The sequence below is a fragment of the Lactococcus sp. LG1267 genome, from assembly GCF_017309545.1.
Lineage (GTDB): Bacteria > Bacillota > Bacilli > Lactobacillales > Streptococcaceae > Lactococcus > Lactococcus petauri.
Map to the genome: position 1 here is coordinate 1250866 of NZ_CP071295.1, position 19355 is coordinate 1270220.

The following is a 19355-nucleotide window of genomic DNA, read 5'->3' on the forward strand; positions in this document are numbered from 1 at the left end:
CTTATGATAGAAACGTTTTTTATTATAAATTAAAACGATAGCCCACGCCCCAAATAGTTTCGATAGGTTGTGTTGGCGACTGAACGCTTTTGAGTTTTTCTCTTAGTCTTTTAATGTGAACAACAACAGTAGCAACATCTGTATCATAAATATCCATCTTCCAGATTTGTTCGAATAAGCTTTCCTTGCTCCATACTCGATTTGGATGTTCGACTAAAAAGAGCAACAGTTGGAATTCCTTGTTCGTGAGGATGATTTCTTTGTCTAAAACATAAACCTTATGTGAATCCTTGTGGATGATAAGGTCATCTATCCTAAGCATATCGGTGTTTTCTTTAGGTTTTAAAATTTTATAGTTCTGGATATGAGCTTTGACTCGTGCCACCAGTTCATTGGGACTGAATGGTTTAATCATATAATCGTTAGCACCTAAGCCAAGTCCGCGAATTTTATCAATATCTTCTTTTTTTGCGGAAACAATCATGATAGGCGTTTGTTTTTTATTTCGAATTGCTTTACAAATCTCAAATCCATCAACCCCGGGAAGCATAATATCCACGATAATTAAGTCAAAATCTAGATTTAGAGCAGTGTTTAAACCAGCTGTTCCGTCTGTTTCAATCACAGCATCCATTCCGTTAATTTCCAAATAGTCCTTTTGTAAATTGGCGATACTCACATCGTCTTCGATGATTAAAATTTTATCTTTCATTGTTACTCCTTATGCTTTAGGCAGAATTATTATAATACGTGTGCCTTTATTTAAAGTACTTTCGGCATGAACAGACCCTTGATGTTGTTCTACGATTTGTTTGACAATACTCAGCCCTAAACCACTGCCTTTTATCTGAGAAGTGCGCGACTTATCAGATCGGTATAAACGATCGAAAATATAAGGTAAGTCCTCAGGTGAAATTCCTCTGCCATTGTCTTCAAATATAAACTGGACACCTTTTGAGGTTTTAAATAAAGTGAGTATAATCTCTAACTGCTGCTCTGCTTGGGCAAATTTAAAACTGTTTTGGATGAGGTTTTGCATAACTCGGTCAAAGTAAGCTGTATCCAACAGCACAGGAAGTTCATCTTGTGGGAGCTGAAGGATAACATTGACATTTTCGTGTCTTGCAATTTCGGATTCAAACTTCTGGATATAAAAGGTAAAGTCGATTTTGCTAAAATTTAAGTTGACACTATCCATATCTAGCTTCGAGTAAAGGAAGAGTTCATCGATAAGTTCATTGAGTACCAAGCTCTTTTCATGGATGGTTGCCAAATAAAGTGCTCGTTTTTCTGGCGTCTGAGCAATGTTTTCCTGCAACCCTTCGACATAACCAAGGATTGAAGTTATCGGTGTTTTAAGATCATGCGAGATGGTGGCAATCAGTTCTTTGCGATTTTCTTCATACTTTTTCTGAACCAGACGTGCAGATTGAAGATCCGTCCACATCTGGTACAAACTTTCTTTTAGCTGTTCAACCTCTTTTGCACCCTTTGAATCATCAGTAAATGGATTTTCCGTAAGTATATTATTCTGTTCGACCAGATAGCGGGCATTTTTTTCTAGAGTAACTAAGGGTTTGATGACGGTTTTTGAAAGCTGCTTACTGATAAACCAGAAAATAAGAGCAGATAAAATGAGAATGAACAGAATCATCCAGATGCCCCAACGAATGAAGAACTCAAATAAGTTAGTTTGTCTTTTTAAAATTAGAAAATCACCAAAAGTCCCGTCTTCATATCTAAAGCTGTACTTGATGTAATTATAAAAACGTCCATTGTTATCCATCGTGCCTGTCGGATTAAGATTGCTTTCGTCGAACTCAGGTATATGAACCCGAAGTGAAGAAGCTTTCAGCTCTTCGGAATGATAGAGGACATTATTGCCTTTGCGAATGACGATATTAATATTTTGCTTTTCGATGCTCTGAATAATATCTTTGGCTTCGTCCTTTAAAGGAGGCTCAAGAAGATTTGGCGAACTTTTTACCAATGTTTGCAAAGTCAGAAAACTTTGCTTTTCTTGCTCTGAGAGAGGCTGGTTTGTCGTTAACATACTGTAAATATTTTTTATAGAAGGAATCTTACCCAAAGTACTGTAAGATACAACAGAAAAAATTAAGAACACAGAAACTAATGTCACTGCGATAGCACTGATGTAAGTTGTGATAAATCTATGTTTTATTGTCATATAGCTCTTTCTCAACCAAATGCTAAAAGTTTATAATTTGTTCATAATTTAGCCATTTGGAGTTTATATTTGCTTGCTATAATAAATTATACAATAAAAAAGGAGATTATCTTATGAAAGTTCAAAAAATAGTATTGTTCTCATCTGTCTTAGCACTTGGTGTCTTTGCAGATACTTATGTGTCAGATCACTCGACCCAAGCCAATCAGGTGTCTCAACATTCATCTTCACATAAAAACGATTCTTCATTAGGAAATCAATATGAAAAAACATTGTCACAGACAAACTGGCAAGGCACAAAAGTTTATGATGCGCAGGGCAATGATTTAACAAAAGAAAATAGTAACTTTATCGGCCTTGCCAAGTATGACAGCAAAACAGGTTACTATGAATTTTTTGATAAGACAACCGGAAAAACAAGAGGTGATGAAGGAACATTTTTCGTAACAAATGATGGTACAAAACGTGTTCTCATCTCTGCGACACAAAACTATCAAGCTGTCGTTGATATCACAGAGTTGAATCACCACAAATTTACTTACAAACGAATGGGTGTCGATAAAAATGGTCAATCTGTCGAAGTATATGTCGAACATGTACCCTATAAGGCGAAAAATCTTAAATTTACACATGGTCGTGAAAAATTGCATACTCAAACAGGCAAAATTGTGAAGTCAAAGCCCGGCAGTCAAATTCTTGGTAGTACCTTATGGCATGGTACAGTAGTACGTGATGAGCAAGGTAATGACGTGACAAAAGAAAACCAGATGTTTATTAGCCTTGCGAAATTTGATGCACAAACTAGCAAATATGAATTTTTCGATGTCAATACAGGCAATACCCGTGGTGATTTTGGTTACTTTGATGTGATTTTCAAAAATAAAATTAGAAGTCATGTTTCTATTGGTCAAAATAAATACGGTGCAGTATTAGAAATCACTGAGCTAAATTCTCAAAAATTTACTTACAAACGTATGGGGAAAGATGCAGCTGGTAAGGATATTGTGGTCTATGTTGAACATGAGCCATATAGAGGGGTTTTTAATCCAGCATTTACCTTCTAGTAAAAAAATAGAGTATTTTACTCTATTTTTTTATGCCGATTCAAGGAGAGACAATAGAAAAGCATTTTATTGATATTCATACTTACTGCAGTTTATTAATAAATTCTTGCATAAATATACATATAGCTGTATAATAAATCCAAAGAAATACATAAAGAGGAAGAAAATGTCGCAACTAAAAAAAAATAAATTAACAGCAATTTCTTTAGCCCTGATGATTTTTACATCGGTGTATGGCTTTGGGAATGTTCCGCTCGCCTTTTTTCAAATGGGCTACGGATCAATCATTTGGTATATTATTAGTGCCTTAGTCTTTTTCATCCCATTTTCTTTAATGGTCACTGAATTTGGTTCTGCTTTTAATGCTGAGAAAGGTGGTATTTATACATGGATGGAAAAATCAGTGGGGCCATCCTTTGCCATGGTTGGTACTTTGATGTGGTACATGTCATGGGTTATCTGGTTTGTCTCTGTAGGTAACAGGATACTTGTACCTATATCGAACATGATTTTTGGTACAACAATCTTACCAAGCACAGTTATTGTGTCACTTTTGGCCATTCTTATCATGTTTCTCGTGACGTTCATTTCGCTTAGAGGGCTTGAAACCATAAAAAAAGTGGCCTCAGTTGGAGGTATTGCTGTTGTTTCACTTAATTTTATTCTCATCATCGGTGCCTTTATTATTTTAGCTAAAAGTGGTTTTCAGCCTGCAACGCCCTTAACGATAAAATCCTTGATTTCAACACCAAATCCAACATTGCAACCTACAAGTTTTGTTACTTTTATTGCTTTCTTAGTATATGCTATTTTTGCCTACGCCGGAGTAGAATCCGTGGGAGGACTGGTTGATGAAACAGTGGAACCGAAAAAGAACTTTCCTAAAGGTATCTTACTTTCGGCAGCCATTATTGGCATTGGTTATTCTTTCATGATTCTTTGTACAGGTTTTTTCATTAATTTTGATAAAGACTGGATTCCGGGGATTATGGATGGTTCAGTCAACCAAGGTAATATTACTTATTTTATGATGCAGCAGCTGGGTGAAAAACTGGCAGAATCCTTCAATCTATCATCTGGTGCTGTACATACTTGGGGAACAGTTTTTGCTCGTTATGTAGGTCTCTCGATGTTTCTCACTCTTATAGGTGCACTCTTTACTTTGATTTATTCTCCCCTTAAACAACTGATGGAGGGGACACCGGAAAAAGTGTGGCCAGGAAAACTTGGAAAAATAGAAAATGGTGTGCCTAAAAATGCTATGAAAGCTCAATTCATCATTGTGACTCTAATGATTTTATTGAATATGGGAATTTCACTCATCAATAAGGGAGCAGCAGATAAATTCTTCCTAGTCATTACTAACATGAGTAATATTGCTTCTAGTCTTCCCTATGTCTTTATCGTCTTTGCTTATATCAAATTCAAGAAAAATCAGGCGATCGAGAAACCTTTCACGATTATGAAAAATCAAGCCTTTGCTATTGGCATCTCTTGGATTGCAGCGCTGATGATTATTCTGGCGGACTTCTTTACAATTATTGAACCCGTCATAAATTATCTCCAAGCGCCAGCTGAAATTCCTTTGGGAAGTGTTTATTCGGATATTATCTCAATGATAGCCGGACCAGTTGTCTTCAGTGTATTAGGCTGGTGGCTGATCCGAAACTATAAGAAGCAAAGCGTTAAGATATAAAATATAAGGAAAAGACGGAAATCTTTGAAGAGATTATTACAATTTTAGGAAATTCCTAACATTTCTTTGGAAATATTTTTCCTCACAATTTATTTTGAATTGATTCGTGATATTATATGCTATAATAATATCCTACTAAAACATGTGAGGAACACAATGGACGATCGAATCAGAATAAGCAGTACATGGCTTGTCATAATAGCAGTTGGTCTTGTTTTATTTAGCTATGGCGCACACTCTCACAAATTATTTTTAGAAGGGCTGGGAGCGATAGCTTCCGTTGGTGCTCTCTTTTGTGGCTTATCGGGTGTAGTTATTCGGTTGATAAGACGAAAGCGTGGACAACGTTTTAAGTAATCCCACAAAAAAACATCCTTATCTTTTGAAGATGAGGATGTTTTTTCATTTATCGTGAATATTTACCATCGATAAAGGTAATATCGTCTGTGTCACTATATGTACTATAAGCTTTCACGAGGGAGATTATCCAGTCGGTGAGTGACCAAATACCAAAAGTCATCCAGTTACATAGAAGTTTAAAGATACCCATGCCGATTTGACCACGCATAAAGCGGTCAACGCCAAAGTGTCCAACTAAAAAGTTTCCAATCCAAACAAAAATATGTTTGTTAATCTTCTTTTCATTCATAAAAGTTTCTCCTTGCCCTTTTAGCGTGATTCGCGCACGTATTTCATTCTTCAAGAGACTAGCTTGCGATATGATTTGTTCCCATTTTTTATCTCTTACTCTTTTCATTATATAGACAAGCTCCCCAAGATTCAAACATTTAATAAAAATTTTTCAATAAAATATACTCTTTCATTTAGTTAATAATAAATACTTTTTGTATCATCCCGTACGTGTGATAAAATGAGAGAAGGAGGATAAAAAATGGATACAACTCAAGCTCTAGCAAAACTTAAAGCTCTTGTAAACACTTCTTTGTATTATAATAAAGATGTGTATGACCGAGAAAGATTAGAAGAAATGAAAGAAATTCTCTTTGAAATTTCTCAAAAGTTGACCTCTTACTCAAAAAATGAACTGGAATCCTTCTTTAATGAGGATTTAGGTTATGTCACACCCAAAGTGGATGTAAGAGCTGTTGTCTTTGAAGATAGCCGTCTCTTACTTGTGAAAGAAAAAACTGAAGGACAATGGTCTTTACCTGGTGGTTGGGCAGATGTCGGTTATTCTCCCGCAGAAATAGCTCAAAAAGAAGTAAGAGAAGAAAGTGGGCTTGAAGTGATACCGTTACAGTTGTTTAAGCTGGTTGATAAGGCCAAACATCCTTATCCTAAAAGCTTGAATTATGTTTATAAGCTCTTCTTTTATTGTGAGCCCAAAACTTTTGAGTTGCATCCGGGATTAGAAACTTCGGAGGCACGCTTTTTCTCGCGGGAAGAAGTTAAAAACTTGCAGAATATTTCTGTGGATCGAAACACACGTGAGGATCTTCTGGAAGCTTTTGAATATCATAATCATCCAACAGCAGGAGCAAGATTTGATCGCGTGCAGTAAAAGGTGGTTCACGAAAATATCAAATATGTTATAATATCATTATTCCATGCGGACGATGAAAAAGATTGGGCTGTTTAGGATGATTGCCCCTATTGAATAAACGATTACGGAGAAATCAGTGGAGATTTTACGTTTATCGAACCAAAAAGTAGCGGGCTGCTGACAGTCCGCATTTTAATTTTTAAAATAATAATGTATGTTATTGGGATTGAAAAGAATCACCAAAGTGCATAGAGAAAAAGAAATATTGGAGAAACATGAAAATAAAAGAAGTTATATTGGATGAACTTAAAAAACATCCAAAGAGAGCCTATGCTGTAGAAGAACTGGCAATGGAACTTGACCTAACAAAGGCTTCAGATTTTAAACTATTTGTTAAAACTTTAGCTGCTCTTGAAGGGGAAGGATTACTGGAATTTACAAAAAATGGAAAAGTCACACTAGCCGAAGTAAAAGCAGAACTTGTCGGAATCTTCCGTGCTAATGCGAACGGTTTTGGTTTTGTAACAGTGGATTCTGATGAGCCTGACGTTTTTATTCCTAAGGGAAGAACGGCTTTTGCTCTTGAAGGAGATGAAGTAAAAGTCGAACTGAAAAGTAATGCTAATCCTTTAAAAGGCACAAGTGCTGAAGGGGTAGTTACAGAGGTTTTAAAGCGCGCGGTTACTCAGCTTGTCGGAACTTTTGTCAAATTTGACGAAAAAGAACGTCAAGAGTTCAATCCTATCGGTTACGTAAAATCACGCAATAAAAAGTTGCCTTATCATGTCTTTTTGACAGATAAGGGCTTGGTACCAGAAGATAAAGCAGTAGTTCGTGTTGACATTACCGCTTATCCAGATAAGAAAAATCCCAAAAGTATGCAAGGTTTGGCTGTCGAAATTGTCGGACAAGCAGGTGATAAAGGAATCGATGTTCTTGAAGTTTTAGCTTCACTTGGTATTCGTTCTGAATTTCCAGAAGACGTTTTGGCGCAAGCGAACGCTGTACCAGAAGAAGTTGATGAAAAAGATATCATGGGGCGCGTGGACTATCGTAATGAGATTACTTTCACTATCGATGGCGCTGATGCAAAAGACTTAGACGATGCTGTGCATATCAAACGCTTGGGTAATGGTAACTATGAGTTGGGCGTTCACATTGCAGATGTGTCACACTATGTCACTGAAAATTCGCCCTTGGACCGTGAAGCTTTTGAGCGTGGAACATCAGTATATGTGGCTGATCGTGTCGTGCCAATGTTGCCTGAACGACTCTCAAACGGTATCTGTTCACTCAACCCACGCGTTAATCGCTTGACACAGTCTTGTGTGATGGAGATTACGCCAGAAGGAAAAGTCCTTCAATCACAAATAGGTCCTTCCATTATCAAGACGACAGAACGTATGACCTACGATGATGTTAACCTTATGCTTGCTGGTGACGAGGAAACATTAGAAAAATATGCTGCAATTAAAGAATCCGTAGAAATTATGTCTGAACTTCACGAAGCTTTGGCAGCGATGCGCCGCCGCCGTGGAGCGATTGATTTCGAAACGATGGAAGCACGGATCATCGTTGATGAAAATGGCTTGCCTATCGAAATTCGTAAGCGCAGTCGTGGAACAGCAGAACGAATGATTGAGTCCTTCATGTTGATTGCTAACGAAACAGTTGCAAGCAGTTTTGAAGCACGTCATTTACCAGGGATTTATCGTATTCACGAACATCCAAAAGAAGAAAAAATGACCCGTTTTATCGACTTTGCTGCAACTTTTGGTTTGCAAGTCAAAGGCACTTCGACAGAAGTTAGTCAAAAAGCCTTGCAAGAATTTTTGAAAAAAGTGAAAGGCCAACCAGGAGAAATGGTTCTCTCAACGATGCTTCTGCGTTCGATGCAACAAGCACGCTATTCGGAAGACAACTATGGTCACTTTGGCTTGGCAGCAGAAAACTATACGCACTTTACCAGTCCGATTCGTCGTTATCCTGACTTGATCGTGCACCGCTTAATTCGTGAGATGGCTCAACCAAGTCCAAAGACCATCGAATATTGGGCCGAAAAAATACCGGAAATTGCTCAACAATCAAGTAACCGTGAACGCCGTGCTGTCGATGCTGAACGTGAAGTTGAAAAGATGAAAAAAGCCGAATTTATGGAAAAACATGTCGGTGAACAGTTCGAAGGTGTTATTGCTAGCGTTACTCGCTTTGGGATGTTTATTGAGCTTGAAAATACTATTGAAGGTTTGGTTCATATTTCTACTATTAAAGGTGAATATATGAACTTTCATGAACGTATGATGGCGCTTGTGGGAGAAAAAACAGGACTTGTCTTCCGAATTGGTCAACCCATCAAAATCCAAGTTACTAAAGCGGATAAAGTTACCGGTGATATCGACTTTGAATATATCAAGAGTGATCTCGATGTTGTCGAAAGTAATTTAAAATCTAAAAAAGAAAAAGGCCCACGCCGTAGACCAAAAGCAAATCGTTCCGAAAATAAAGAGGAACGTAAAGCCTCAAAACACGGAAAAAATTTCTCTGAAAATAACAAAAACAAAAAATACAGAGGAAAATCCAAGGATGAGGATCGAGAACGTAAAAACGATTTCGATAAAAAACCAAATAAAAAGAAAAAGAAGAAGCCTTTCTATGCGGATGCAGCAAAAGGAAAATTCGGAAATAATACGAAGAAAAAATCGAAAAAATAAAAATACTTTAGAGGAGAAAAGCCTATGTCAGAACAATTGAATCTTGAGAAAACGGCCTTGGTCCTGATTGATTTACAAGAAGGCATTGTAAATCGTTCACAGCTTGAACCCTATAGTAAGGAAGAAATTCTTAACAAAAATGATAGATTGCTGGACAAGTTCAAAAATACAGCAGGACTTATCGTTTTTGTGCATGTGAAAAATTATGGGCCAGAAATGCTCACTCCGCTTACAGATACAAATATAAGTGCTTCTGGTCCACTTCCCGACAATTATAGCCAATTTGTTTCTCCTCTGGCTTATGATGAAGAGGTTAAAAATAAAATCCATGTCAAAAAGCACAATTGGGGCGCTTTTTATGGGACAGATCTCGATGTGCAGTTACGTAGACGAGGCATTGAAAACATTATCTTGACAGGTGTTGCTACAATGATAGGTTGTGATACAACGGCGCGTGAAGCTTATCAACATGGATATAATGTGATTGCTGTTGAAGATGCAATGACAGACTTTAATGGGGCACTACATAGAGGCATCGTTAACGGTATCTTTACACGCTTAGGACGCGTCCGCTCGACAGAGCAAGTCTTGAAGATGATACAGGATTAGACCATAGAGAACAGTAGGTTTTGGTGATTTGAAAAGTTCAAGATGTAGAAGAGCACAGGCTTTTCTGCATCTTGAGCTTTTTATATTTTTAGACAATTGATAAGAAGTTGGAGAAGATAAAAGAAATCACCGTAACAGTATGTTATTTTTTTCATAAAGTAAAATTGACACATTTTTTTGCTATAATGTTAACGGTGATTTTTTCACATTTATTTGAAAGTGTAAGTAATGATTTAAAGTGGGAAAATGTCCGATAATAAGATAAAAAAGACAGTAAGCCAAACCTTAACCGGCTTAAAATACGGAAGAAATAGAAGATGGCTTATATAAGCTATTTAAGGATATTGAACATGGAAAATAGGACAAGATTTAATTTAACAAGTGGTTGGAATATATTATGCACAATAGCAACCATAGTTGTTTTAGGACTGACCTTTATTTTTATTTTGAACCTCAACCGCTTTACAGGCTACACGGGCGATGATTTTTTGTATCACTTTATCTATACAGGTGCTTGGCCAAGTGAACATCTGAGTGAATATCATAATATTGGTGATTATATTTCAGCAGTCTATACGCACATGACACTATGGAATGCCCGCATGACTTCGATAATTTTCGAAATCTTAGCGATGCAGCTTCCTAAAGGAATTTTCAATATCCTTAATGCCAGTATTTATGTATTGGTTGGGCTGTTATTGAATGTAATAATCAGTGGTAAAAAGGTACTTTTAAAACCTTTGCATCTGACGTTAACTTTTCTGTTGATGTGGTTTTTCATTCCGGGGATGGGCAGCACAGTGCTTTGGGTCAGTGGAGCTGCAAATTACCTGTGGGCCACAGTAATCATACTCCTCTTTTTATTACCCTACCGTTTTAATGTAAGTACAAAACGTGGTTGGGAAGAATACTATCTCCCGGTTTTGGGACTTTTAGCAGGCTTAACAAATGAAGTCGGTGGCGCGACAACTGTATTGCTTGCTCTCATTTTTACGGTTTATAATTTTAAAAAATCGACAAACGGAAACACGGTGGCGCAGATTTTAGGAACCTTAGCTGCCGCCTTTGGTTTTGGGATGCAAGTCATCTTATCATCAGGATCTGCTGAAACGCAGAACTACGGTGCTTCTTCCGGTTTAGGCCAACGTTTCCTCGATATCATATTGGGAACTGCGCATTATTCTGGTTTTCTGATACTGCCTATCCTTGTATTTGGGGGAATTCTTTATTTTAACCGGAAGCAACTCCAAGAAAAAGCATGTTATCTCTGGCATGGAGGACTTATCTTTCTGGTATCAGGTCTTGCAGGTTGTGCTGCAATCCTGGCATCGCCCATCACACCTGCCCGTCTTTGGTTTGCGAGTAATATTCTGTTTATCATAGCTTTATTAATGATGATTGAAGCATGGCAGGAGTTACATACACAAAGCTCTTGGACCAATGTGCCTTTGTGCATTGCCATTCTTTGCTTAAGCTTTGTGAGTTTGCCCAGCTATGACTATAATTTAAAAGACATCAAAAATTCATATGAATATTTTTATACAGCCCAATCTATAGCCCAAAAAGCAAAAGAAGAGGGTAAAACTTCGGTCCGCGTACCTGGGATTCCGATGACTTCTAACGACTTTAATGCTTATTTTGGGACGCCTTATTTGGTTTCAAGTGAGCACCCAGAAAAAGAATGGGCGAACACATGGTTTGCCAAATATTATGGGCTAGAGAAAGTCTATTTGGATGATACAGTGCCAATGGCAAAAGTAAACTTAGAGAATGCTCAACCTATTGATAACATTCTGAATGCTTACAATAAATATTTTGGTTATTTCCAACGCAAGATTCTTCCTTTCAATACTGATAAGGTCTTAAAACGTGAGCAAACTGCTAAAACTTCGGCAGCAAAAACAACCATTACTAAGAATCCTAAACCAAATAACAAAAACTTACCGGCAGATAAACCTTGGCTTCGTAACGCGCTTATTCGCTATATCGATGTAAACAAGGATGAAATCGTTGCAACAGAGCAAATCACTTCACCTTATAATGAAGCTTATGATATTTCTCATGCAGCAACTGCAGGCTATGAAATACTATCAAATAATCCTAAATCTTATATTTTTAATAAACGTTTCGATCAGACCATTGACATTCATGTCAAGCCTACACTTCATACCATCACACTTTTCTTTAATGATAAACATCAAAAAAATATTTCCATCACAAACATTGAAGGCCAAACAGGAGAAACACTCACCGTACAATTGCCACGAGGCTACAGTAGCAATGGATCAAAAACAACTCGTATTACCATTGATGCAGAGACACCTTGGAATAAAACAGTAGAAGTAACCAAAATTCCATTTTGGAAAAATCTAGGAAGCTTCTCGACTTTTTATAGCGTAGTTGCTGGGTTATTAATTTTTGTGGTTTATGATATTTTTCTTAAACAACGACAGGGAAGATAAGTATTAAGGGTGAAAAATACAAAAAACTCAAGTAGATAGAAGAAATAATTTCTTCGATACCTTGAGTTTTTTTAGTGCCTTCTATAAGTTTATTTTCTTTTGAGTTTATTGCTTATGTGCCCGACTATAAAAGTTATTCTAAAAAACCAGGTTTGACGATCGATTATCTGCAAGAATTTCCCGGAGAGGTTACTTTTAATGAAAGTGAGCTCATCCAAGCGCTCCAAGCAACAGATAGTGCTTCCTACCAAAAAGAAAGAGCTCTCTTTTTCAAGAAAACATATAACTATGGCGATGGCAAAGCAACAGAACGTGTGCTTAAGTTGATTGAAGCAATTATGAACCAGAGCTTGTAGATAAAATTTACATAAAAAAAGCCATTAGACTAGAGCTAAATGGCTTATTTTTTTACTTTTATCCTTATTTTTGAATGAAGTAATAAGATGTTGCTTCACCTGAAGCGAGGAGAGCATTTGCTTTATCTTGAAGTTCCTTGTATGATGTTGAAACTGTTGACTCATGCTTGTTGCCTGCTTTATCTACATAAACCAAGACCCAAGCACGTCCGTTGGGAGTTGTTTCAGAGCTAGATGGTGTTGCATTAGGGTCAGCCTGAGGACTATGACCACCTGCACCGTTATTTTCTACTGGATTATTTGAGTTATCGACCCAGCCCTGATCTGAACTTTCTGATGTTGCAGGTTCAGACGGTTGTTCAGATGTAGCTGGGGCTTCAGAAGTAGCTGTTGTGGAATCTGAAGTTGAACTGGCATCTGAACTCTCAGATGTTGTAGTTGTTGTTTCTGAACTGCTGGCTTTACTTGTACTTTCACTTGAGCTTTTAACAGAGCTAGAAGGTTCAGAAGATGTGTCTTTCTTTGCACTAGTTGTATTGCTGCAAGCTGTCAGTAGCAAGATAGCAGCTAATGAACTAACTAAAAGTAATGATAATTTAAATTTTTTCATATGTAAGACTCCTTAAAATTCCTTTTCTTTCTTCCAGTATAACATATTGTCTCTCAAAAACCTGATTAATTATCTATAAATTAAAAGTTAATGAAGAAAAAACTCTCATCTAAAAAAGATAAGTCGAATAATTTGTAAGCGTTTTTTAACTTTGTTAGAATTATTATATAGAAAAAATAATAAATAGAAAGAAAGAGGTGCTTTATGATTTGGTCATTAATCGTTGGTGCAATTATCGGGGTGATTGCGGGTGCAATCACAAGCAAAGGGAAGTCTATGGGATGGATTGCTAATATCTTAGCGGGTCTCGTGGGTTCTGCTGTTGGTCAAGCTTTACTGGGATCATGGGGCCCTAGTTTAGCTGGTATGGCGCTTATACCTTCCATTATCGGTGCCGTTATCGTGGTAGCTGTTGTTTCTTTCTTCTTAAGTAAAATGGGCGATTAAACAGTAGCTGCAGTAAAACGGGAGGAGGAAATGTGTCAAAAGGAAAAAAAATTATTCTAATTTTAGTTGATTTATTTCTTATTACAATCATCCTACCACTGTTTCTTTACACACTCGGGAAATTTAATATAGTCCAACCAATTACAGATATGGCGCAGGTCCCTTATATTGGACCTTACTTGCCTACATATTTCTTGTTTGCAACAGGTATTTTAGGAATTCTCTTACTCATTCTTTTACTTGTCATTATCTTCTATCCAAGAAGATATACAGGCTTTGTCTTAGGAGAAGGTAGAGGAGAACTGCTTCTTAAAAAATCTGCGATTGAAGGCTTTGTGCGAGAAACGCTCAGAGAAAATGGTTATATTAAAGATCCGAAAATCGATACTTTGCTAGGTAAAAATAAGATTAAAATTGCGATTAAAGGTGAGATTATACCTCGTGTGCAAATTTCAGAAAAGGCTTTGCTTATTGAAGAAGAAATTCGTAAGGGCTTGAAAGAGTTTCTCGGGGTAAATCATCACTTAAGTTTGAAAATAAAAGTGAACGCTGTAACACCAAAGAGTAAAAGCAGTTCACGTGTGTTATGATTGGAGGTTAGATGAATCTTTTAGAAGAATATCAATATCCAATTATAGGTGGGGCAATTGGAGCAATCATCGCTATCTGTATCTTTACAATTGGTTTTTGGAAGATGCTCTTACTGTTTTTACTCATCGCGCTTGGTAGTTATATTGGTTTCTATCTCGAACGTACAGGATATATTGATAAAATAGGTAAAAAATAATTAAATAATTTATAAATAAAAAGGAGAAGCTATGGTACAAGAAAACAAAAAAACTTTGGATAACTCAGTTGATGCAGTAAGTGGAACTTTAACTTATGAAGATAAAGTGATTCAAAAAATCGTAGGACTTGCCTTGGAAAAAGTAGACGGCTTGCTTGCAGTTGATGGTGGCTTCCTGTCTAATCTCACAGGAAAACTCGTAAATACGGACGATGTAACTTCTGGTGTAGGTGTCGAAGTTGGTAAACAACAAGTTGCGGTTGATCTTAAAATCGTAGCTGAATATAAGAAATATGTTCCTGACATTTATAAAAATATAAAAGAAGTTGTTTCAAAAGAAGTTAAAGGCATGACAGACCTTGAAGTTGTAGAAGTTAACGTAGATGTTATCGATGTTAAAACGAAAGAACAACAAAAACAAGATGAACAAAGCCTTCAAGATAAAGTAGGCGATGCCGCAAAATCAACAGGACGATTTACTTCGGAAAAAGTTGATCAAGTGAAAGACAAAGTCAGCGATGATGATGAACCACGTGTAAAATAAAAATAAGGAGATTTTCTCCTTATTTTTTTTATTAAATCTCTTCCTTTAGTTGGACAACTTTGACTTGATAGATACTCGACTCATGAAGCATTTTTTGGAGAGCATTAATCATCAGAACCAACCATGTAAAGGAAATTGCAAAGGCAATAATCTCGAAAACCGTCAGAGACAGATAATGAACTTTCAGAAATAAAATTGCTGAAGTAACAAGAGCGACGAAAACAATAGCTGACATGCTGAGAAATTCTTTCGAAATTTGGGGTAACAGATATTTACTTAATACTATCAAGATAATAATGCACAAAACAATACCATACGCAGAGGCATTGTGAAAGGTCATTGTCCATGATTGAGCGGGGAAAATACCTACACCAGCAATAAACAGAGCAATGACATAGTAGAAAGCTTGAACAATTTTGACTTTGAAATTGTACAAGTCGCTTTTTTGAAAATCCATAAATAAATAATCAGTGATCGTTAATAGCATCAAAGCAGAAAAAATCATCGTAAAATTAAATTGCCACTGATTTTTAGCTTCACCTGTTCCTAAAAAGCTAAAGTTGTATTGCCACCAGCCATTTTGACCATTAGTGGCCATGGAAAGGAAAATACCACCAATAAAGGTAATAAACAATAAGATAATCAGATGAGAAATTTTAACAGAGGCTGCAAAAAGAATCAAAAAGTAAAAAACAATAGCTGAAAAGAGAGCAGCTACAAAAGAAGCTGTGAAGCGATCGAGAGTTACTCCGACAAAGGTCATCCCCAAAATGTACCAAATTAATGCTTGAATCGCAAAAACAATCAAGGTATAGGCAAGGCTGATTGTGACAAGTTCTCTTATACGGCTAAGCATGCGTTTTTGTGGTGAGGTATTTTGCTTGGCATAAACCCAAAGGAAGGTTGCAAAGCCAATAATTGTCGCACACAGCATGCTGATTCCAGCGACAGAATGATACCGCCCGCCCGTAAAATTAATCTGAGAATGACCACTTAAAAAGAAAGTAAGTAGCGAGATAACTAAACTTAATAAACTGGGAATAAGCATATAGTGTAACGAAAAATTTTGTGCATCAAGCTGATCAACGTCACTTTTTAAGACAATCTGGTTTTGCTCGACTGACATTTTATAGTTTTGTTGCTCAAATTTATCCGCAACATCATCCGGAATTTCAATTATTTTTTTCATTTATCTTCTCCATTTTTTAACTCCTATTCTTATTATTATATCAATATTTTGACGATTTAACTTCTCTGATTCATTTAAGAAATGAAAATTTTCTGAATTGAAAGATTTGAGTTAAGTTTTTCGCTAATTTTAAAGAGAAGTGTTAAAATTAATGAAATGAAATCGGTTGCCGAGTAGGATACGAAGTGGAAAAGGGGTATAAGATGTTTCAATTTTTAAAGTTGTTTTTAATCAATGCAGTAATTTTCCTTATTTTGGATAGTTTATGGTTAATCTTTGCAAATAAAAAATTTTATCAACCATATATTGGCCATCTGATGGGGCAAACCAAACTTTTGCCTGCCGTCATTTTTTATCTTATTTATGTGGCTGCACTTGTATTTTTTGTTTTGATACCTGGACAAGAAAAAGAAAGCCTTTCTTATGTTCTTTTAGCCGGAGCTTTTTTTGGAGCAGTATGTTATGCCACATATGATTTGACAAATCTTGCGACATTGAGCGATTGGCCATTGAAAATTACAATTGTTGATATTATTTGGGGGAGTTTTGTGACTTTTTTTAGTGCAACACTCACTTATATAATTGCTACACAGCTTTAGAAGGAGAAAGAAGTGGGAGAAAAAAATGAAAATTATCGCTTGTTACAGAGTTTTAGAGCTGGGGCAGAAAAAGTAATCCTTCAGAAAGAAGAGCTGAATAAAATAAATGTTTTCCCTGTGGCAGATGGAGATACAGGTAGTAATCTTGCCTCATTAATGCAAGCTATTATTGACAATGTGCCGATGAAAAATTATCCTATGGATATTCTTTTAGATGAGATATCAGCAGCTGCACTTATTGGTGCTCGAGGAAATTCAGGAATCATTTTTGCCCAATATTTAAGTGCTGTGGCTGAGAACTACCAGAAAGCAGAAACGAATTTTGAAAGTTTTGTGGAAGCTTTAGAACAAGCTGTAAACAAAGCTTATAGTTCGTTAATAGATCCTAAGGAAGGGACTATTTTAACAGTAATGCGTGCCTGGTCTATTACACTGGAAAAAAATTATAGATTGAATCACTCCTTTGAAGAGGCATTGTTAGAAGCAAAAGCAGAAGCACAAGAAGCACTAAATGCTACGCAATTTCAAATGTCTTTGTTACGGAAAAATAAGTTGGTAGATGCAGGGGCGAAAGGTTTTTATTATTTCATCCTTGGTTTTACAGACTTTTACTGTGGTAGAGTTTTAAAAGTTGGGGATGAAGAGGCAGATGACGGTCTAGAGAGGGTTAAAGAACTTTCGGTAAATCATATCATAGCTGAAGCACCGCGTTACAGATACTGTTCCGAATTTATCATCAAAGCACCCCAAATCTCTGAACTTCAATTACGAGAAGTACTGCAAGAAAAGGGCGATTCAATGGTTACTGCAGGAAATGCTAAACAGTTAAAACTCCATATGCACACTAATGAGCCTCAAAAGGTCTTGGCAAAGCTAGAAAAATACGGACAAATTATCTACCAAAAAGTAGACGATATGCGCCTACAGTACGAAATTTCTCAACAAATGTTAGCTCCAATAGCGATTGTTACAGATTCTATTGCTGATTTACCTCAAGAATTCGTGCTTGCACATCAAGTGCATGTTTTACCTGTAAATGTCACTGTGGGAGACCAAAATTTTCTAGACAAGTTGACAATTAATGCACAACTCATCAAAGAAAAAGCAGATGAAAATCTTAAGATGGGTACTTCACAGCCAAGCATCCAAACGATTGATGCGCTTTTCTCTTTTTTGGAAGGTAAGTATGAACATGTGCTTGTTATCACGGTAGCGTCACAACTTAGTGGCACATATCAGTTGATTGAGCAACGTATCAAAGAAAAAAATTATTCGAAAAACTGGATTCATCTCATTGATTCACGATTAAACTCTGTTGCTCAAGGTTTACTTGTACAACGGGCAGCCCAACTTGCGGAGAGGAAAGTTCCTATCCGACAGCTTGTGCAAGAAATCCAGCAGCTACGTGAAAGAATCTTCATCTATGTGGCAGTAGCTGACTTATCTCCGATGATACAGTCAGGAAGAATTCCTCAGTCTTTGGGAGCAATAGCTCAAAAACTCTCACTTCATCCAATAATTAGTCTAGACAAAACGGGCAATGGGAAACTCATCGGTGCTTCCTTAAGTCAGAAGCAAAGTATGAAAAAAATACTCAAAAAAATCCAATCCTTAGCAAAAAGTGGACAGATTGAAGATATTGCTCTGACTCATGTCTTGGCCCAAGGTGATATAGAAGATTGGCAGAAAATATTAAAAGAAAAAACAGGCAATGATTATAAGGTGATTGAGAGTTCATCTGCCATTGCTATCTCTGCGGGAGCGGGAAGTATTGCTGTCGCTGGAATTACAAAGGAGCAGTTATGATTTATGGAATAGTTTTAGGGGTTTTGCTTGTTTATTTTATTTGCTGGTTTAAAGTAGCAGACCAGAAGAAAAACTACGGATTAATCGATATAGCATGGGGCGGAGGTTTTGTTTTAACAGCGTGTTTAAGCTATTTCTTCAATACTCAAATAACCATGCAAAATAGAGCAATTTTGGTTTTGGTTGGGCTTTGGGGTGTGAGGTTATTCGTTCATTTAGCCCGACGCAATTGGAACAAACCCGAAGATTATCGCTATACAAACATGCGCCGCAGATGGGGGAGTCACGCGCCAAAACTAAAGGCTTTTTTCTCAGTCTTTATGGTTCAGTACCTTTTACTTTTTATTATTGCGCTGCCAATCATGCAAAGCAATCACCGCCCGGAAAGTCAAATTTTCTGGTGGCAAATTCTTGGAGTAGTGGTTTGGCTGATAGGTTTTGTTTTTGAAGTAATAGGTGATTGGCAACTGGAACAGTTTAAGAAGCATAAAGAAAACAAAGGAAAATTACTGACCAGCGGCTTGTGGTCAGTGACACGACATCCGAATTATTTTGGAGAAGCTGCATGTTGGTGGGGCATCTTCTTGATCGCTTTTACAGACATTTCTGATCTTTGGTTGATCGTGAGTCCACTTTTAATCACTGGTTTACTCTTATTTGTTTCTGGAGTCCCATTACTTGAAAGGAAATACAAAGCGCGCAAAGATTTTCAAGCATATGCACAAGTCACCCCTAAATTTTTCCCTTTCATCGGCAAGAAAGGACTGTAAAAAATCCCAAGAT

At 36.8% G+C, this 19355-nt stretch carries 19 protein-coding genes; 14 read left to right on the forward strand and 5 right to left on the reverse strand.

Annotation, left to right across the window (positions count from 1 at the left end):
• Positions 1 to 22 precede the first annotated feature (22 nt).
• Both J0J33_RS06190 and J0J33_RS06195 read right to left on the reverse strand, forming a co-directional pair.
• The gene (locus J0J33_RS06190; RefSeq protein ID WP_206888704.1) at positions 23 to 712 is read right to left on the reverse strand and encodes a response regulator transcription factor; all 690 of its coding nucleotides are present in this window, start codon (positions 710 to 712) and stop codon (positions 23 to 25) included.
• 9 nt (positions 713 to 721) lie between these two features.
• Positions 722 to 2188: a cell wall metabolism sensor histidine kinase WalK gene (locus tag J0J33_RS06195; protein WP_206888708.1), complete on the reverse strand. Its 1467-nt coding sequence runs from the start codon at positions 2186 to 2188 to the stop codon at positions 722 to 724.
• 113 nt (positions 2189 to 2301) lie between these two features.
• On the opposite strand from J0J33_RS06195, the gene J0J33_RS06200 reads away from it, so the two are divergent.
• Positions 2302 to 3252: a DUF4822 domain-containing protein gene (locus tag J0J33_RS06200; RefSeq protein ID WP_206888710.1), complete on the forward strand. Its 951-nt coding sequence runs from the start codon at positions 2302 to 2304 to the stop codon at positions 3250 to 3252.
• 166 nt (positions 3253 to 3418) lie between these two features.
• The gene (gene yjeM, locus J0J33_RS06205) at positions 3419 to 4948 is read left to right on the forward strand and encodes a glutamate/gamma-aminobutyrate family transporter YjeM (protein WP_165713697.1); all 1530 of its coding nucleotides are present in this window, start codon (positions 3419 to 3421) and stop codon (positions 4946 to 4948) included.
• Between the two features lie 406 nt (positions 4949 to 5354).
• On the opposite strand, the gene J0J33_RS06210 is transcribed toward yjeM, so the two are convergent.
• Positions 5355 to 5705, reverse strand: a complete 351-nt coding sequence (locus J0J33_RS06210) for an NINE protein (RefSeq protein WP_230315945.1) — start codon at positions 5703 to 5705, stop codon at positions 5355 to 5357.
• Positions 5706 to 5840: 135 nt separating this feature from the next.
• Here J0J33_RS06210 and J0J33_RS06215 point away from each other — a divergent pair, with 135 nt between their 5' ends.
• The 5 genes from J0J33_RS06215 to J0J33_RS06235 all read left to right on the forward strand — a co-directional run bounded on the left by J0J33_RS06215 (position 5841) and on the right by J0J33_RS06235 (position 12590).
• Positions 5841 to 6470, forward strand: a complete 630-nt coding sequence (locus J0J33_RS06215) for an NUDIX hydrolase N-terminal domain-containing protein (RefSeq protein WP_206888716.1) — start codon at positions 5841 to 5843, stop codon at positions 6468 to 6470.
• 257 nt (positions 6471 to 6727) lie between these two features.
• Positions 6728 to 9163, forward strand: a complete 2436-nt coding sequence (gene rnr / locus J0J33_RS06220) for a ribonuclease R (RefSeq protein WP_206888734.1) — start codon at positions 6728 to 6730, stop codon at positions 9161 to 9163.
• Between the two features lie 24 nt (positions 9164 to 9187).
• On the forward strand, positions 9188 to 9772 hold the full coding sequence (locus J0J33_RS06225; RefSeq protein WP_206888737.1) for an isochorismatase family protein: 585 nt from the start codon (positions 9188 to 9190) through the stop codon (positions 9770 to 9772).
• Positions 9773 to 10122: 350 nt separating this feature from the next.
• A complete protein-coding gene (locus J0J33_RS06230) occupies positions 10123 to 12234 on the forward strand; it encodes a DUF6056 family protein (protein WP_165716685.1) in 2112 nt (703 codons plus the stop codon).
• Between the two features lie 116 nt (positions 12235 to 12350).
• The gene (locus tag J0J33_RS06235) at positions 12351 to 12590 is read left to right on the forward strand and encodes a CDP-glycerol glycerophosphotransferase family protein (RefSeq protein WP_230625243.1); all 240 of its coding nucleotides are present in this window, start codon (positions 12351 to 12353) and stop codon (positions 12588 to 12590) included.
• A gap of 64 nt (positions 12591 to 12654) precedes the next feature.
• Here J0J33_RS06235 and J0J33_RS06240 read toward each other — a convergent pair whose 3' ends face one another.
• Positions 12655 to 13200 (reverse strand): hypothetical protein, encoded by a 546-nt coding sequence (locus J0J33_RS06240; protein WP_206888739.1) that lies wholly within the window; start codon positions 13198 to 13200, stop codon positions 12655 to 12657.
• A 204-nt stretch (positions 13201 to 13404) separates the two neighbouring features.
• Between J0J33_RS06240 and J0J33_RS06245 the strand changes: the two genes are divergently transcribed.
• From J0J33_RS06245 to J0J33_RS06260, 4 genes are read left to right on the forward strand one after another with little or no spacing between them, the layout of a single operon-like run.
• Positions 13405 to 13647, forward strand: a complete 243-nt coding sequence (locus tag J0J33_RS06245; RefSeq protein ID WP_017369751.1) for a GlsB/YeaQ/YmgE family stress response membrane protein — start codon at positions 13405 to 13407, stop codon at positions 13645 to 13647.
• A 32-nt stretch (positions 13648 to 13679) separates the two neighbouring features.
• Positions 13680 to 14237, forward strand: coding sequence for an alkaline shock response membrane anchor protein AmaP (gene amaP, locus J0J33_RS06250; RefSeq protein ID WP_019291890.1), 558 nt, complete (start codon positions 13680 to 13682; stop codon positions 14235 to 14237).
• Between the two features lie 11 nt (positions 14238 to 14248).
• Positions 14249 to 14434, forward strand: coding sequence for a DUF2273 domain-containing protein (locus tag J0J33_RS06255; protein ID WP_019291889.1), 186 nt, complete (start codon positions 14249 to 14251; stop codon positions 14432 to 14434).
• Positions 14435 to 14465: 31 nt separating this feature from the next.
• Positions 14466 to 14978: an Asp23/Gls24 family envelope stress response protein gene (locus tag J0J33_RS06260; protein WP_019291888.1), complete on the forward strand. Its 513-nt coding sequence runs from the start codon at positions 14466 to 14468 to the stop codon at positions 14976 to 14978.
• 31 nt (positions 14979 to 15009) lie between these two features.
• Here the strand turns inward: J0J33_RS06260 and J0J33_RS06265 are convergent, their stop codons facing one another.
• On the reverse strand, positions 15010 to 16167 hold the full coding sequence (locus J0J33_RS06265; protein ID WP_019291887.1) for an ABC transporter permease: 1158 nt from the start codon (positions 16165 to 16167) through the stop codon (positions 15010 to 15012).
• 203 nt (positions 16168 to 16370) lie between these two features.
• Here J0J33_RS06265 and J0J33_RS06270 point away from each other — a divergent pair, with 203 nt between their 5' ends.
• From J0J33_RS06270 to J0J33_RS06280, 3 genes are read left to right on the forward strand one after another with little or no spacing between them, the layout of a single operon-like run.
• Positions 16371 to 16766 carry a DUF2177 family protein gene (locus J0J33_RS06270; RefSeq protein ID WP_206921624.1) on the forward strand — a complete coding sequence of 132 codons (396 nt, stop codon included), beginning with the start codon at positions 16371 to 16373 and terminating at the stop codon, positions 16764 to 16766.
• Positions 16767 to 16778: 12 nt separating this feature from the next.
• Complete coding sequence (locus J0J33_RS06275; RefSeq protein ID WP_117517416.1) at positions 16779 to 18572, forward strand: DAK2 domain-containing protein; 1794 nt, start codon at positions 16779 to 16781, stop codon at positions 18570 to 18572.
• Positions 18569 to 19342 (forward strand): DUF1295 domain-containing protein, encoded by a 774-nt coding sequence (locus tag J0J33_RS06280; RefSeq protein WP_019291884.1) that lies wholly within the window; start codon positions 18569 to 18571, stop codon positions 19340 to 19342. Before J0J33_RS06275 ends, J0J33_RS06280 begins: the two co-directional genes overlap by 4 nt.
• Positions 19343 to 19355: the final 13 nt, after the last annotated feature.